This window comes from Streptomyces sp. NPDC057623 (genome assembly GCF_042800355.1).
GTDB lineage: Bacteria > Actinomycetota > Actinomycetes > Streptomycetales > Streptomycetaceae > Streptomyces.
In genome coordinates this window covers 22,922-38,837 of record NZ_JBHVGZ010000012.1, presented here as the reverse complement: position 1 = coordinate 38,837, position 15,916 = coordinate 22,922, and the positions used below count along the sequence as shown (strand labels likewise).

Here is a 15,916-nt window from a genome sequence, read left to right as displayed (position 1 = left end):
GAACAGCGAAACTTTCGATCGGTGACGCGCTTGAGGGCTCGGCTGCCGACTCCGCTCAGGAATCCGCGCGAGGGGCGGCGGTACTGCGCCGTACGACAAGCTCCGGCCTGATCCTCAGCCGTTCCGCCTTCTGCCCGCCCAGCATCCGTACCAGCAGCTCGATGGCGCTGCTGCCCAGGTGGACGAAGTCCTGTCGGACCGTGGTCAGTGCGGGCACCAGGTAGCCCGAGCCCTTCATGTCGTCGAACCCGACGAGCGACACGTCCTGCGGCACCCGTACGCCCCGCTCGGCGAATGCGGCCAGCGCTCCCATGGCCATCTGGTCGTTGCCCGCGAAGACCGCGGTCGGCAGGCCGGTGTCGTCCGCGCAGAGCCGGTGGGCGAGGCGGAATCCGCTCTCCGCGCTGAAGTCCCCTTCGAGCCTGCTCCCCTGCGCTCCCGCGTCGGCGAGTTCGGCCTGCCAGCCCTCGACACGGGCCCGGGCGTCGAAGGTGCGCAGGGCACCCGTGAGATGGGCGATGTGCCGGTGCCCCAGGTCGAGCAGGTGCCGAACCGCCAACCGGGCGCCGAGTTCCTGGTCGACCTCGACGAAGCCCAGATCGGGATGGGGCACGCTGCCGGACATCACCACCGCCACCGGCACCCCGAAGGTGAGACCGGACAGCGCCTCCACGGCGACGGGCCGGTCGGCGATGACCGCGATCGCCTCCACGGACTGGTCGGTGAGCCGCTGGAGCGTCTCCGCCAGGTCGCCGCTGGTGCTCTCGCCCTGCCGGCTCGCCAGGCTCACCCAGTACCCGGCCTGCTTGGCGGCCGTCTCCACGCCCAGCAGGATCCGGGGCAGCTCGAACAGGTCCGACCCGACGATCACCACGCCGATCGTCGAGGAGCGGCGGCTCTTGAGGGCCCTGGCCACACTGTTGCGGCGGTATCCGAGCTTCTGGATCGCGGCCTCGACCCGGGCCCGGGTCTCCGGCCGTACCGACGGATGGCCGTTGACCACACGGGAGACGGTGATGTGCGAGACACCGGCCTCCCGGGCCACGTCCATCATGCCTGGCGGCCGGTCCATGTCACCCGTCCCTCTGCCTCAACCCCGGCGGGCGACCGCGCACCCACCACCGCCGATACTGTCACAGGCCCCTGGCCGGACCGGGGCAACGGCTGGACAGGATCCGGACGGACGCGGCGAAGTCGCCCGGCGAGCAGACCTGCGACCGGACGAAGCCGGACGACCCGTACCGTGTCGGCCCATGACTGTCCTCATCATCGGCGGCAGCGGCTTCCTTGGTACCGAGCTGGTGCGCCAGGCCGTGGAAGCGGGGCACGAGACGGCTGCGACGTTCGCCACCACCCAGCCCGGTACCCCCTCGGGTACGGCATGGCACCCTCTCGACGTAAGGGATCAGGCGCGGGTCGCCGAGGTGATCCGTGAGGTGGGTGCCTCGGTCGTCATCAACACGTCCAGCACCAGAGCCGACTGGGCGGTCACCGCGGACGGCGCGGTCCGCGTCGCGCTCGCCGCCGTCGAGCAGGGGTGCCGTCTGGTCCATGTCTCCAGCGACGCGGTGTTCTCCGGGAGCCGTGTCCACTACGACGAGACATGTCTTCCCGACCCCGTCACCCCCTACGGCGCCGCGAAGGCCGCCGCCGAGACGGGCGTACGGCTGGTGGCGCCCGGTGCCGTGGTCGCCCGTACCTCACTGATCATCGGGTACGGCCGGTCGGTGCACGAGCGTGCGGTGCTCGATCTCGCCGCGGGGACGCGAGAGGGGGTTCTGTTCACCGACGACATCCGCTGCCCGGTGCACGTCGAGGACCTGGCCGCCGCCTTGTGGGAACTCGCGCTGTCCGATGCGGCAGGCGTGTTCCACGTCGCCGGCCCGGATGCCCTCAGCCGTTACGACCTCGGCGTGCTGATCGCCGGGCGCGAGGGAGCGGACGCCGCGCGGCTGCCCACCGGGCGTCGGGCCGACACCGTGCCGCCGGGTCCGCTGGACGTGCGTCTGGACGGCCGGATCACTCAGCAGCGCCTGCGGACCAGGATCCGCGGTGCCCACGAGTTCCTCACCGGTGGCCCGCGGGTTCCGGCAGTGGCGCGTGGAGGCGGACGGAACACTTCGGCGTCGACGGGATCGGTCACAGGGTGTGACGTGTCGTGAAGGGAAGCTCTTCAACCGGCCTTGACACCTTGTTTGTTGACGGAGTGCAGACGTCAACGGCGGCCTCAGAACGTTTGTTTGTGAGTGATAGCATTCCGCCGTCTGCGACCTTGATCCACTTCGCTCCGGCACAACCGGCCTGAGGTGGTCTGCTCTTCGCACCAACAGTCATGCGGTCCCTGTGACGGGTTGCGGATCCTCGCGAGCTGTATCCGTCGACGCCTGCATGCCACGCGCCGGGAAAGGTTTCCATGAGTCAAGACGCGCTTATCTGGTGTCTGGTTGCGATAGCGGTGATTGCCATTGCCGCAGTCGTGGCCCTCACACTCCGTAACTCCGCCCTGGGGGCGAAGAAGCGGGAAGCCGAGGCCGCGCTGGCACAGCGGCTCAGATACACCGAGGGCCAACTGGGCCGTATGCAGGGAGAACTGCAGCGGGTGCGGGACGAGCAGGACAGTGTCATCGGGGAGGCCGAGCAGGCGGCGGAGGAGAGCACCAAGGCGGTCCTCAAGGGCGCCGCCCGCTTCCTGCAGAGCCTCGCGGCGGAACAGACGGCACTGCTGGACGAGGTCCAGCGCAAGTACGGCGGGCACAGCGTCCTGTCCGACCTGATGGACGTGAACCACGCCAACGCGCAGATGGCTCGTAAGGCCCAGGGCATCGCGGTCATGTGCGGAGCCCCCCTCGGCCGGCGCAACCAGCCCGCCAGCGTCTACGACGTGGTGCGCAGCGCCCAGAGCCAGATCCGCAACTTCCACCGCGTCGAGATCATGCAGCCGAGCGGCATCGCGCTGAAGGCGTCCGCCGTGGCGCCGGTGGCCCTGGCCGTCGCCGAACTGCTCGACAACGCCGCCAGCTTCTCGCAGGCGGAAGCGCCGATCGAGGTAACGTTCCAGCGGGTCCAGAAGAACCTGTGCATCATCATCGACGACGCCGGCGTCAGCATGAGCGACGAGGACCGGCAGGCGGCGACCGCACTGCTGTCGGGCGACGAGGTGCCCCGACTGTCCCAGCTGGGCACCCAGCCCAAGTTCGGCTTCCCCGTCGTCGGCCTGATCGCCCGTCAGTACGGCTTCAAGGTGGATGTCACCGGAGTCTCCCGCTACGGCGGCGTACGCGCCGTCGTCCTGCTGCCCGAGGAGCTGTGGACCATGGAGGAGACCCCGCCGCCGGCCAGTGAGGTGCCGGTGAGCAGCATCCGACGTGTCGAGGGCCGCGACCAGGCCGGCGCGCGCACGATGCACGGCCTGCCCAAGCGCGGGGCCCGCAAGTCGCCCATCGCCAGTGTCCCCTCCGACGCAAGCGCTTCCGGCGGACCGGCGTCCGGGCCCAGGAGGACGGCCGGGGGCGGGGGCCTGGGGGCGTTCCAGCGGGGCACGCTGACCGGCCGTGATCTGGACGCACCGACGCCCGAAGGGTCCGAAGGCGCATGACTACTACGGACATGTCCTGGATGGTCCAGGACATCGTGGACAACGTCCCCCGCGCTCGGCACGCAGTGGTGCTGTCCGCGGACGGGCTGCCGCGCGGGGTGACGGACGGACTGGTCGACGCTGACGTGCGGACCATCTCCGCCGCGATGGCGGGGATGCAGTCGCTCAGCCGCGCCACCGCTCACTTCGCCGGGTCGTCCGAGGACCGTCAGTGGAGTCAGACGGTCATCGAGTTCACGCACGGCTGGGTGTTCCTGATCGGGGCCGGGCAGGGCACCTATCTGGCCGCCGCCGCGGAGCCCGACGTCGACATGCAGCAGATCTCCTTCCGTATGAACCGGCTGGTCGCCCGGCTGGGCAACAACCTCACCTCGGCACCCCGGGTGAACGGCAGCGAGTCCGCCCATGCCCAGGCCGACTCCGCGACACGCAGGGAAGGGGCGGCCGGGACGGGGTTCGTTCTCGCCGAGCTGGACCAGCTGGTCGCCTCCGTGCGCGGCGCCCGGCACGCCCTCCTGCTCGGCGCGGACGGTCTGCCCCGTGGGGCGAGCGCCGGCATCGGCCGGGACCTGGCGGACACCATCTCCGCGGCCATGACGGGCATTCACGCCTACAGCCGGGCGACCGCGCCGTTCGCGGGCGGGCTGCGGGACGACGGGTGGCGGCAGACGGTCATCGAGTTCCAGCACGGCTGGATCTTCCTCGTCGCAGCCGGCGAGGGAGCCTTCCTCGCGGCGGCGGCCGCACACGACTGTGACATCGAGGAGTTCACCACACGGCTGAGCGATGTGGCGCCCACGCTCACCGCACGGCAGGTGCCGCAGGGAGGGAAGGCTCACGATGCATGACGACCCCGACAGCGACCTGGAACTGACGTCCGCATTAGTCCCTCTGTTCGTCATCGCGAAGGGACGTGCGCTGCCCGCGGACCACGAGTACGAGCACACCACGCTCGTCACCGCCCAGGAGGGCACCGAGGCCACTGCCCGCACGCTGTCTCCGGAAGCCCGGGCGGTCATGGACCTGATCGCCGAAGGCTTCCTGTCCGTGGCCGAGATCTCCGGCTACACCCGGCTGCCGCTGGGCATCGTGCGCATCCTGCTGGCGCAGATGGCCGAGGACGGCCTGCTCTATGTGAGGAATCCGGCGCCGCGTGCCGAACGCGTCGACCGCGAACTGCTCACCGCCGTACTCGATGGCCTGAAGACCCGATTCGGAGCGTAATTCGTGTATCTGGATCCAGCCGTCTCCCGTTCCGTGAAGATCCTCGTCGTGGGCCACTTCGGGGTCGGGAAGACCACCTGCATCGGCAGCATCTCCGAGATCGAGCCGTTGCAGACCGAGGAGGAGATCACCGAGGCGAGCGAGGGCTTCGACGACCTCTCGGGCACCCCGGACAAGACCACCACGACGGTGGCGATGGACTTCGGGCGCCTGTCCCTGAACGAGTCCCTGGTCCTCTACCTCTTCGGAACCCCGGGTCAGGAGCGCTTCAAGGAGATGTGGGAGGGACTGTCCCGGGGTGCGCTGGGCGCGCTGGTCCTGGTGGACCCCGAGCGGCTGCACGAGAGCTTCCCCATCCTGGACCTGGTCGAGCAGTTCGGCCTGACCTACGCCATCGGTGTCAACCACTTCGACAGCACCCCCGACTACCCGCTCGACGAGGTGCGTGAGGCGCTCAACCTCTCCGCGGAGACCCCGGTCGTCCCCTGCGACGTACGCGACCAGGGCTCCTCGGCGCATGCGCTGATCACCCTCGTGAAGCACCTCATGTCCACCCTCGGCTAGGAGCCACGGCATGCAACAGCACTTCGACCCGTCCGGGATCCCGGCCGGCTGCCCCGCTCACGGCAACACACGGCTGTACGGGCCCGAGTTCGGCTCCGACCCCGAGCGGCACTACACCCAGCTGCGCGCGATGGGGCCGAGCGCCCCGGTCGACATCGCGCCGGACGTCGAGGTCGAGCTGGTCACCAGCTACGACGCGGCCCTCTACATCCTCCAGAACCCCGGCTCGTTCGTGCGGGACTCGCGCCGCTGGAACGCGCTCAACGAGGGGCGGGTGCCCGCCGACAGCCCGGCGCTGCCCATGATGGCCTACCGCCCCAACGCGCTGTTCAGCGACGGCGCGGCACACGCCCGGCTGCGGCAGGCGGTGACGGACAGCCTCGCCACGGTCAACCAGGTCCAGCTCGTCCGCCAGACCCAGCAGTCGGCCGACTACCTGATCAGCCGTTTCAGCTCCGAACCCCTCGGCCAGGCCGAGCTGATGGCCGCCTACGCCCAGCCGCTTCCCCTGCTGGTCTTCAGCGACCTGTTCGGCTGCCCGCCCGAGATCGGCGACCGGGTGATCGTCGGCATCAGCGGCATCTTCGAGGGCACACCCGGCGCCGACGAGACGCTGGGCGCGGCACTCTCCGAACTCATCGCCCTCAAGCGCCACCAGCCCGGCGAGGACCTCACCACCCGGCTGATGGTGCACTCCGCCCGGCTGACCGACGAGGAGGTGCTGCACCAGCTGGTGACCCTGCTCTCCGGCGGCACCATGCCTCTGACCGCCGCCATCGGCAGCAGCAGCGCGCTGTATCTGAGCGACCAGTGGCCGAACGGCCTGCCCATCGAGGACGCGGTCGTGCAGACCCTGTGGAACTACGCGCCGATCGCCAACTACGCGGGCCACTACCCCGTCCACGATGTCGAGCTCGGCGGCAGGACCCTCAGGGCGGGCGACCCGATCCTGATCTCGTTCGCGGCGGCCAACACCGACCCCAAGCTGACCGACCACCGCGAGCAGCTCAGCGCCAAGGCACACCTGGCCTTCGGTGCCGGTCCCCACGCCTGCCCGGCCAAGGACCCCGCCTTCCTGATCGCGTCCACGGCCGTCGAGTCCCTGCTCAACCGGCTGCCCGACGTCGAACTGCGCATCCCCTTCAAGGATCTCGCCTGGGCGCCGACGCCGTGGAGCCGTGCCCTGGTGACCGTGCCCATCCGGTTCACCCCGCGGGCCGTACCGTCTGCGGTCCGGTCCACGTCGGCTCGCCCCGCCCAGACGGCGCAGCCGTCGGCCGCGCCGCAGCCGTCCGCCGCTCCTCGGCCGGCGCACGCCGCGCCGCACCAGAAGGGCGGTCTCTTCAGCCGGTTCCTGGCATGGACCAGGGGCGCGTGACGCAGGTAACTCTATGAGGCCAGTGCGTTACTGAATCTTTCAATGATCTCTCGGGTACGTATGGCGGCTGACTCACAGAAAGGAGCCGCCATCGTGGGGAGTACCACCTCTCCGATATCCGACCGTCGTGCGACCGTCGCCCTGTTCTCCCGTCTCCGGACAGCCCAGGGACAGGCCGACCCCTTCCCCGTCTACGCCGAACTGCGGTCACGAGGAGACGTCACCCCCGCCCCCTGGGGTGGATTCCTCGTGACCGGGTTCAGCACCTGCGACCAGGTTCTGCGCAGCGGCGCCTGGCGCGAGCCAGACACTAGCTGGAGGGAACGGCAGGGGGAGCGCACCCGCTGGAGCGCCCCTTCCTCCAGGGAGATCAGCCGCACCCTGCCCGCGCTCAACCCCCCCGAGCACACCCGGGTGCGCCGGGCGGCGGGCACCTTCGACCGCGGCACCATAGAGCAGATCGGTTCGAGAGTGAGCCGGGTGGTCGACGACCTCCTCGATTCCCTGATGGAGCATCTGCACACCGGGGAGGCGGACTTCGCCGCCCTGGTCAGCGAGGAACTCCCCATCGCCACGATCGGGGACTGGCTGGGGCTGCCCAGCGCGGACTGGCCCCGCCTGCGGGAACTGACCCACGACCAGGTCTTCACCCAGGAACTGCTGCCCTCGGCCAGTCAGTTGGCCCGGTCCGACGTGGCCATGGCCGAACTGCGCGCCTACTTCCTCAACCTGGTGAGCGAGCGGCGCACACGTCTCGGCGACGATCCGGTGTCCCGCTGGATCCGCACCTGGGACGAGCTGGAACCGGACCGGGACAAGGCCGACGAAGCCGTCTACTTCCTCGCCCTGTTCGTCCTGCTGGCGGCCCTGGAGACGACGTCCACCCTCCTGTCGACCATGGCCTTACTGCTCGTCGAACGCCCCGACCGCTGGACCCTGCTCGCCGGACAGCCGGACCTCGTGCCCGCGTTCGTCGAGGAGGCGCTGCGCTACGACCCTCCCACCCATGTGATCAGCCGGGTCGCCGCCCAGGACTGCGTGCTGGAGGGCGTCGAGGTACGGGCGGACGAGATGGTCCACCTCATGGTGGGAGCCGCACACCGGGACCCCGCCCGGTACAGCGCTCCCTACCGGTTCGAACTGAACCGGGGGCCCGGGCACCTCGCCTTCAGCGGCGGGATTCACTACTGCCTCGGCGCGCCCCTGGCCCGGCTGGAGGCCCAGACCCTCCTCAGCCGTATGATCACCCTCCTCCCCCGCCTCACCCTGGTCCGCCGCCCCTCCCGGGCCCCCCGGGTGGCGTTCCGGCGGCTGCTGAATCTGGATGTCGCCCTCGCATGAACCCGCTGACCACCCCCGCCTCCGCCGACACACCGGTCCCCATACCCGTGCCGGTGCCCGCACCCGCACCGGCTTTCGCACCCGTGCACGTGGACATCGCGCAGTCCGGCCCTGTCCTCCACGTCCGGCTCAACCCGTCCGTCCAGGACGCCACCCTGAACACCGCCGTCCTGGACGAGCTCACCGCCGTCCTCGACGGCCTCCACGAGAGACCCGACCTCCGCATCCTGGTCCTGTCCTCCCTCGGCGACGACTTCTCCCTGGGAGCGGACCGCCAGGAGTACGAGGACGCCCTGGCCACGGACCCGACCGGAGCGGCGCTGCGCCGCATCGCCGACAAGGCCCACCGCCTGTGCCAGGCTCTGGAGAACACCCACGCCGTCACCATCGCCCGGCTCCACGGCAGGGTCGTCGGCGCCGGCCTCGCCCTCGCCGCCTACTGCGATCTGCGCGCCGGCGCCGACAGCTGCCGGTTCCGCATGCCGGAGGTCGGCGTCGGCCTCGCGCCCACCTGGGGTGGCGCCATGGGCCGGCTGATCTCGGAGGCCGGCGCCGCGCGGATCCGCGAACTCATGCTCACCTGCGACATCTTCGACGCCGACACGGCCCACCGGATCGGCCTCCTGCACAAGGTCGCCCCCCTCGATCAGCTGGACGACACCGTCGCCGCCTGGACAAGACCCCTCGCCCGCCGCTCCCAGGAGGCGCTCGTCCTGACCAAACGCATGCTCGCCGGCTACGCGAAGGCCACCCGCACAGCCGACATCGCCCTGCTCGACGCCCACCTCCTGACCGCCCGGCTGGCGGCGCCCCGGACCCCCATGTGATCACCCGCCTGCCCCGCAGCCCGGTGATCCACACCTGCCGGACCCATCCCTCACCGCCGACGCCCGGTGACACTTCGTCACCGGGCGCCGCCGCACCCGGCGGACCGGGCGTCGAGAGCCTCACACCTCGGCCGACGTCACTCCGTGGGACGCCAGTTGCCCGAACAGGCCGGCTCGTCGGGTGGCCGCCGACGTCGGGTTCGGGAAGTCGGCGCTGGCCATGCCGAGGCGGTCCACCAGCTTCTCGACCACCGAGTTCTCGGCTGCGGAACGGTCCGGCAGCAGAGGCAGTTCGTAGTCGCGCTGCCAGGTGCGCTGGATGGCGCGGTCGTTCTTCCAGCGGACCTCCCGCAGGGTCTCCAGCTGGAGTCGGCGGGCCGTGGCGCTGTCCATGCCCGTGTGCGACCAGTGCTCGGCGTCGCCGTCCACGTCGTAGACCTCCAGGCCGAAGCGCTCGGCGTCCTGCCACACCGGCATCGTCTCGTCGTTGAGCATGAAGACGTAGAGGGCGAAAGGCCCTTCGTACTCGTTGACCAGGAAAGCCTTCGTGTCCTCGTACAGTTCGGGGCTCTCGCCGGGATAGCCGACGATGAACGAGACGAAGTAGTGGATGGGGCTGCGCGAGAGCAGTTCGAACGCGGTGCGGTTGGCGTTGGCCTTCACCTTCTTGTTCATGTACGTCAGCGTGGTGTCGTTCATCGACTCGAAGCCGATGGCCAGCGCCCGGCAGTTGGCCTCGTCCAGTGCGTCGACGACCGCCCGGTCGCGGATGGAATTGGCGCGTGTGTACGCCTCCCAGGCGACGCCGGTGTTCGTCAGCAGCGGTAACAGGGCCCGGAGACGGGTGGGCGGCACGGTGAAGGTGGAGTCCAACGCCTTGATGTACTGCGCCCCGTGCTCGTCGCGATAGCGGGCGAAGTCGGCGGCGATCTTCTGCGCCGACTTGTAGCGCCATTTCGGGGAGGCGGCGGGGAACGAGCAGTACTTGCAGGTGAAGGGGCAGCCGCGCATCGACTCGTACGGGATGACGGGGAACCTTCCCGAGGGGGCGGGCGAAGGCAGCGCCTCCAGGTCGGCGTAGTGCGTGGCGGTCAGGCGCAGGCGGCCGGTGTCCGCATCGCGCCAGACCAGGTTGGGGATGCCGGCCACCGGCTCTCCCCGGCGCAGTGCGTCCAGGAGGGGCACCAGGGCCGGTTCGGCGTCGCCGCGGACCACGTACCGGACGAACGGGTGGGCGTCCAGGATCTGCTGGAACTTCAGGTTGCTGTACTGGCCGCCGAGGACGAGGGTCGCTGTCGGGAAGCGTTCCTCGACCCAGGCGACCGCCTTGGCCATCGTGGCCCGGTCCCAGATGAAGGTGGTCGACAGCAGGACCACGTCGTAGGAACCGGACGACGGATCGGTGGGGGAACCGTTCCAGATGCCCTCGGCGGAAAAGCAGTCGTGGTCGATACCCGCGGCCTCCAGGATGGCGCGGACGGTGAACGTGGTGAGATGCGGAGCGGTCGCCGTCTCGTCGTCCTTTTCCGTGTGCTGGAGCCGGACCGACGAGACGGCGCGTATCCCGCTCGCAGTCTCGCGCGGCCGGAGCAGGGGCAGGCGCCCGCCGTTCACCTCGGCGTGGAGTGCGGCGAGACCGGAGATTTCCCTGGACCGGTCGGGGAATCTTCCGGGGTCTGTCAGGGCCTCGAAGGTGGAGCCGGCCAGGAGTGAGTGTTGGGGGTACTCGGGCCCGAGTCCTGAGATCAGGAGAACATTCATGCGGCTTTCCTCATGGGGGTGACGTGGGAAAGTGCAGAAGAGCCGGCGCTGCGGACTGTCGAGCGGCGGCTGTACCACCTTGCGCCCGGGCGGAGTCGGGCAGAAGGGAAGGGTGGCAAAACAGCGGCAACCGTATGGCCAAGATGTTTAACGGTCATCAAAAGGGCGGCCGGCCGGCGCGCGGGGTGACGTGCACACGATGGACGTACCGCCGGTCAGCGTCAGCATGGTCGGTGGCGTGTGGTGAAGTAGGGATCATGACGACGAGTGACGCGATCGTGGTGCCAGAGCTGTACTCCGGCTACCCCGGAGTGGCCTTCGGCGGTTACGTGGCCGGTGTGTTGGCGCAGAGGTCCGGGGCTCGCACGGTACGGGTGGACTTCCGTGGGCCGGTGCCGGTCGAGGTGCCCGTGCGGATCGCCGAAACGGCGGACGGGGGCGCGGAACTGGGCGAGGCCGGGCGCCCCCTTGCCGCGGCGCGCCCCGCCGAGTTGGCGCTCGACGCGCCGGCCGCGCCCTCCTGGGACGAGGCGGCCGCCGCTGCCGAGCGATTCAGGGCGGCGCCACCGACCGGTGTGGTCGACTGCTTCGGCTGCGGCCTGCGGCCGGCCGACCGCGGTCTGCGAGTGTACTGCGCCCCGGTGCCGGACCTCGGCCTGGTGGCCTCCGCCTGGACCCCGTCCCACGCTTTCGCCGACCCGGACGGTCTGCTCCCGCCCCATCTGGTCTGGGGCGCCCTGGACTGCCCGGGAAACTGGGCGGGCCGCTTCCTCGGCACCCAGCGCCCGGGCGCGGTCACCGCAAGCCTCACGGGCAGCGTTCTTCGGCCGGTCGCCGCGGGTGAGCCGCACATCTCGTACGCGTGGCTGCTGTCGGAGTCCGGCCGCAAGCACACCATGGGCGCGGCGCTCGCCACCGCCGAGGGCGAACTGTGCGCAGTCTCCGAGGCGTTGTGGATCGATCCCAGAATCGATCCCGGACCTGCCTCCTGACTCCCCTGACTTCCGTCACTCCTCCGACTTCCCCGACTGGCTCCCGCTGACGGCGCCGTCTGAGTGCGCGGCGGCCGCTAGCTCCAGTCGATGTCGGACTGACGCTCCAGCGGGGTCCGCTCCTCCAGGGACTCCGGGACGGTCAGCGTGTCCGCCGTGGTCATCGCGGTGGGGAAGCGCAGGTGGGTCCGCGTCCGGATCTCGGACAGCTTGACCTGGAACACCCGGAACTCGTCCAGTTCGAGGGCTTCGGGCACATCCAGGTTCTGCGTCAGCAGGAACGCCTTGCACTTGAGCTTGCCGTCCTCAAAGTAGACGAGGACCTTCCAGAACTCGCGTGGCAGCTTGACCCCTCGGAAGACACGGTCGTCCTCGTGGAAGATCGGGCCGCCGAACACGGAGACCTTGAGCTCGTCGACACGGACGTCTTCGAATACCGCGTCCTCCAGATGGCCCCAGATCCCGTTCCGCCCGCTCTGGTTGAAGTCGTCCATCTGCGGGGTGATGTTGGTGTAGAAGAACGAGTCCTTGTTGGCCTTCTTCGCCTCGGGCAGCGAACCCCACACCACGTCGGCGCGCCGGGCGATATGGCCGCGGTCGAGCCGGTTGTCACGGCCCTTGTACAACTCGTTGCTGACCTGGGCGGCGGCCGGGAGGCGCGGGTCCTTGACGAAGTCGATGCCTGTCCGGTCGAGCTTCTTGAGGGTGCCCCCGTCGATGTTCCAGGCCACCCAGAAGGCGAAGCGCCGCGAACTGCTGAGCGCCAGCGAGAAGTGGGTGTAGGGGACCACCTCGGACCCGTCGAGCCGGACGGCGTCGTCCTTGATCGACGGATTGAGCTGCGGGGTGCCGATCGGTTCCGCGAGGAAGCCCGGGTCGTACCCGGTCACGGCCTCCAGCGATTCGGGATCCGGCGCCGCGAGGGTGATCTTCAGTTCGTCGAAGACCGCCTGGGGGAAGCAGGCCAGGGCGCGCTCCTCGGGGTCCTCGTCGCCCTCACCACCGAAGTGCAGACCGGCCAGGACGTCCGTGGGCTTCCCGGTGCGGGTCGTGAACATCCAGACCGATCCGGAGTCGCCGGGCAGGCTGATCTCGCCGCCGTCCGCCGGATGCCTGGAGTCGGGACCTATCTCGAAGCATTCGATCTCCCGGACGCCGACGGGGGCGCCGTAGTTGATGCTGACGATGGCGAAGGGCCTGCTCACCACACCGTGCGTGACGCCTGTGGTGCGGCCGCTCTTGACGACCTTGTCGTCGATCTGCGGTTCGCCCAGCTTCGTCGGCGTGACATCGAGATCGAGGATGTCCATGGCGAAGTCACGGTCTGTGACCGTCGATACGGCACAGTCGCCGACCCGGCCGAGGTGGGCGCGCTTGAGCGTGCCGAGACGGTTCAGCGCGATACGGCTGTCGTCGGCCTTGCCGGGCTGCACGACCACGTCGCCGAGTTCGCCCTTGCGGCCGTTCAGCACGTGCCAGTTGCTCAGCAGGCAGGGCGAGCCGTCGTTCCTGTCGAAGGCGATGCACCCGAAGGTGCCGGCGCTCACCTTGACGTTGCCGACGCTCACACCGGGGCGGACCGGATTGACACGCGTCTGCCGCTGCGGTGTCTCGCCCTCGGCCACCACGAGGAAATGCGGCTTGTAGGAGCGCTGGACGACATCGGTCGGCACTTCGACGCCGCCACCGATGTCGATGACAGCGGGGATCTCCTCGGTCCTCAGTTCCTCCAGCCCCTCGGGCCGGACCTTCTTGTCGACCGTGAACTGAAGGGCCAGTTCCTTGCCCCGTTTCCCGCTCTTCTCCTTGTAGCCGATACCGATCGAGGACACATTCGGATCGCTGAGGTAGCCCGAGCCCCGGGTACGGATGAACTGCTTGAGGTCGCCGATCAGCTTGTCCTGGCCGTTTGTGGAGGACCCGTTATTGGCGGGCGCACGCTTCTTGGCAGCCATTGAAGGCTCCCTTCACGCATGGAGTTCAAGCGTGAGAAGCCCTGCCGAAATCATGGGGATCCAGCGGTGGTTGAAACCGAAGCGAACGGCCTGGACTTCCCGCTCTGTCGTGCATTTTCCAGCATACGGCCGAACTGCCGTCTCGTGCCATGTAGTGCCAGGCACCGCGCGGGAAACAGGAGAAAGTTCAACGATATTTGTTGCATCGACTACAACTCGGTGGTGTCGCCTGCAACTCGCAATAAGTTTACCGTGGTTTGTAGGAAAAGGCTGGCTACCTGCGAGGGGAGTAGTAGCCATGGGCACGCACATCAATTACGCCTTTGAAACCCACAGGGCGGTCGCCGACAGCGGCCGCGCCTCGGAGCTCGCCGCGACCACCTCTCCGTTCCAGATCGAGGTGCGGTTCCTCGGAGGGCTCACGAACAGCCAGAAGAGCGTCTTCGCCGAGGCCGCGGACCGTTGGGCGCGCGTCATCGTGGGTGACCTGGAGACCGCGATCATCAACGACTTCACCGGCCAGGTCGTGATCGACGATCTCCTGATCGACGCCGAAGGTGTGCCGATCGACGGTGTGAACAACGTCCCCAACATCCTCGGGCAGGCGGGCCCGACGCGATTCCGGAGGGACGACGCGGTCAGCGGAGCGGGACTTCCCGTGAAGGGGCGCATGAGTTTCGACAGCGCCGACCTGGCCCAGATGGAAGAGGAGGGCACACTCCTCGACGTCATTACGCACGAGATGGGGCACGTCCTGGGAATCGGAACCCTCTGGATGACCTTCGGCCTTCTGAAGAACTTCCCCGGATCCAACCCGACCTTCGTCGGCCCCGGCGCCATGGAGGAGTTCGGCAGGCTCACCGGACAAGGGCCCGCCCCGGTGCCGGTGGCCAATGTCGGCGGCCCCGGAAGCGCGGGCGGTCACTGGCGCGAGAGCGTCTTCGACAACGAGCTGATGTCGCCGAACATCGACGGCAGCAACAACCCCCTGAGCCGGCTGACGGTGGCGAGCCTGGAGGATCTCGGATACACGGTCGATCTCGACGCCGCGCAGGACTACCACCTTCCGGATCTCCTCGAGATCGCAAGCTCCGGCCGCGCCCGAACCTCGGTACCGGAGCACGTGGTGCTCCCGACCATCCCGACCCGCATCCCGGCCGAGAGGCCCTGACGAGCCGGCCAGGCCGGCGGAAGGGGGTGACGATCTCCCTGGATCCGATACAGCCCACGGCCGCGTCCCTGCCGACCCGGGACCGCGAGCGCGAGCGCCCTGGGGACTTGACGCCCCGTCACCGAACGACGGATGCAAGCGACCTCTGAGGCTCGGTCAGCCGGGTCAGCCCAGTCAGTCCACCGGGTGACCGGGCGAGATCGTACGGGCGTCGGCAAGGCGCAGCAGCGGCCCGTCGTACGCCTCGCGCTCGCCCCACTCGACCGGTTCGAGGACGAAGCCGACATGGTCACCGCCGCCCACGCGGGTGACGATCCGGCCGACGAACCAGGCCGCGGCGTCCTGAAGGACGACGGCCCCGCCGTGCCCCTCCCGTCGGCGGACGTGCGCGAGCTTGTCCTCCCGGTCGCCGGTGCGCCCGCCGAACAGCTCGGCCAGGGCATGCTGGTCGCGGGCCAGCAGGTGCACGGCCAGGACCTGCGCGGCCCGTGCGACCCGGAAGGTGTGGTTGGCCTCCGAGAGCCAGACCACGAACCGCACCGGCCGGATGGAGCACTGCGAGGCGAAGCCGACCAGACAGCCGGCCCGTTCCCCGCCCGCCGCAGCCGTGACCACACACATGTCGGGGTTCAGCCGTCCGAGGAACTCGTCCATGCCCGCCATACCCAAGCCGCTCCCGTCGCCCGTGCCGCCGTCTCTCGGCATCACCTCACCACGGAGCGTGGGTCCCCGCCATCCAGTGGCTGCGTCGCCGCCCACGGTCCGACTGCGCACCAGTAACGGACCGCGGCCCACGAACGGCCGACCTGCCAGGGGTTGGTGACACGGCACCAATGCGCACCGATGTGCCCTTGCGGGCCGGAGCGCCGGGCAGCGAAGACGATGTCCCGACCTTGCGAAGGCTGCCGCAAAGCCTTTCAGGGCCTCAACCTCGACGGCAACGGGGCCGCCTGGCAGCACCACGAAAGGTTCCGCCCCCGCGTTGCGGCACGGGCGTACAGAACCCTTTACGCAGCTGTCATGTCCCTGTAGCTTCCAGGCTGCAAGGGCTTTCAGGAACTTTCCGGCCAGGCTTGCACAGACGCTCGAACCACCCGGGATCCGCCCC

General features: G+C 69.3%; 14 protein-coding genes. 10 read left to right on the top strand and 4 right to left on the bottom strand.

Features of this window, described 5'->3' with window-relative positions:
• Positions 1-55 precede the first annotated feature (55 nt).
• A complete protein-coding gene (locus ACFU95_RS15155) occupies positions 56-1,072 on the bottom strand; it encodes a LacI family DNA-binding transcriptional regulator (RefSeq protein ID WP_383827158.1) in 1,017 nt (338 codons plus the stop codon).
• Positions 1,073-1,253: 181 nt separating this feature from the next.
• On the opposite strand from ACFU95_RS15155, the gene ACFU95_RS15150 reads away from it, so the two are divergent.
• The 8 genes from ACFU95_RS15150 to ACFU95_RS15115 all read left to right on the top strand — a co-directional run bounded on the left by ACFU95_RS15150 (position 1,254) and on the right by ACFU95_RS15115 (position 8,929).
• A complete protein-coding gene (locus ACFU95_RS15150) occupies positions 1,254-2,162 on the top strand; it encodes an SDR family oxidoreductase (RefSeq protein ID WP_383827155.1) in 909 nt (302 codons plus the stop codon).
• 251 nt (positions 2,163-2,413) lie between these two features.
• Positions 2,414-3,595 (top strand): ATP-binding protein, encoded by a 1,182-nt coding sequence (locus ACFU95_RS15145; protein ID WP_383827152.1) that lies wholly within the window; start codon positions 2,414-2,416, stop codon positions 3,593-3,595.
• 20 nt (positions 3,596-3,615) lie between these two features.
• Positions 3,616-4,443: a roadblock/LC7 domain-containing protein gene (locus tag ACFU95_RS15140; protein WP_383827493.1), complete on the top strand. Its 828-nt coding sequence runs from the start codon at positions 3,616-3,618 to the stop codon at positions 4,441-4,443.
• Positions 4,436-4,819, top strand: coding sequence for a DUF742 domain-containing protein (locus ACFU95_RS15135; protein ID WP_383827150.1), 384 nt, complete (start codon positions 4,436-4,438; stop codon positions 4,817-4,819). The genes ACFU95_RS15140 and ACFU95_RS15135 overlap by 8 nt, the downstream gene beginning before the upstream one ends.
• A gap of 3 nt (positions 4,820-4,822) precedes the next feature.
• On the top strand, positions 4,823-5,383 hold the full coding sequence (locus ACFU95_RS15130; protein WP_383827147.1) for an ATP/GTP-binding protein: 561 nt from the start codon (positions 4,823-4,825) through the stop codon (positions 5,381-5,383).
• Between the two features lie 10 nt (positions 5,384-5,393).
• Positions 5,394-6,761, top strand: a complete 1,368-nt coding sequence (locus ACFU95_RS15125) for a cytochrome P450 (RefSeq protein ID WP_383827144.1) — start codon at positions 5,394-5,396, stop codon at positions 6,759-6,761.
• A 93-nt stretch (positions 6,762-6,854) separates the two neighbouring features.
• Positions 6,855-8,102 (top strand): cytochrome P450, encoded by a 1,248-nt coding sequence (locus ACFU95_RS15120; protein WP_383827141.1) that lies wholly within the window; start codon positions 6,855-6,857, stop codon positions 8,100-8,102.
• Positions 8,099-8,929, top strand: coding sequence for an enoyl-CoA hydratase/isomerase family protein (locus tag ACFU95_RS15115; protein WP_383827139.1), 831 nt, complete (start codon positions 8,099-8,101; stop codon positions 8,927-8,929). The genes ACFU95_RS15120 and ACFU95_RS15115 overlap by 4 nt, the downstream gene beginning before the upstream one ends.
• Positions 8,930-9,049: 120 nt before the next feature.
• Here ACFU95_RS15115 and ACFU95_RS15110 read toward each other — a convergent pair whose 3' ends face one another.
• Positions 9,050-10,690, bottom strand: a complete 1,641-nt coding sequence (locus ACFU95_RS15110) for a B12-binding domain-containing radical SAM protein (protein WP_383827136.1) — start codon at positions 10,688-10,690, stop codon at positions 9,050-9,052.
• Positions 10,691-10,947: 257 nt separating this feature from the next.
• On the opposite strand from ACFU95_RS15110, the gene ACFU95_RS15105 reads away from it, so the two are divergent.
• A complete protein-coding gene (locus ACFU95_RS15105; RefSeq protein WP_383827133.1) occupies positions 10,948-11,682 on the top strand; it encodes a hypothetical protein in 735 nt (244 codons plus the stop codon).
• A gap of 77 nt (positions 11,683-11,759) precedes the next feature.
• Here ACFU95_RS15105 and ACFU95_RS15100 read toward each other — a convergent pair whose 3' ends face one another.
• Positions 11,760-13,637, bottom strand: coding sequence for a DNA/RNA non-specific endonuclease (locus ACFU95_RS15100; protein WP_383827131.1), 1,878 nt, complete (start codon positions 13,635-13,637; stop codon positions 11,760-11,762).
• A 298-nt stretch (positions 13,638-13,935) separates the two neighbouring features.
• Between ACFU95_RS15100 and ACFU95_RS15095 the strand changes: the two genes are divergently transcribed.
• Positions 13,936-14,808, top strand: a complete 873-nt coding sequence (locus tag ACFU95_RS15095; RefSeq protein WP_383827127.1) for a leishmanolysin-related zinc metalloendopeptidase — start codon at positions 13,936-13,938, stop codon at positions 14,806-14,808.
• A 174-nt stretch (positions 14,809-14,982) separates the two neighbouring features.
• Here ACFU95_RS15095 and ACFU95_RS15090 read toward each other — a convergent pair whose 3' ends face one another.
• Positions 14,983-15,471 (bottom strand): flavin reductase family protein, encoded by a 489-nt coding sequence (locus ACFU95_RS15090; protein WP_383827124.1) that lies wholly within the window; start codon positions 15,469-15,471, stop codon positions 14,983-14,985.
• Positions 15,472-15,916: the final 445 nt, after the last annotated feature.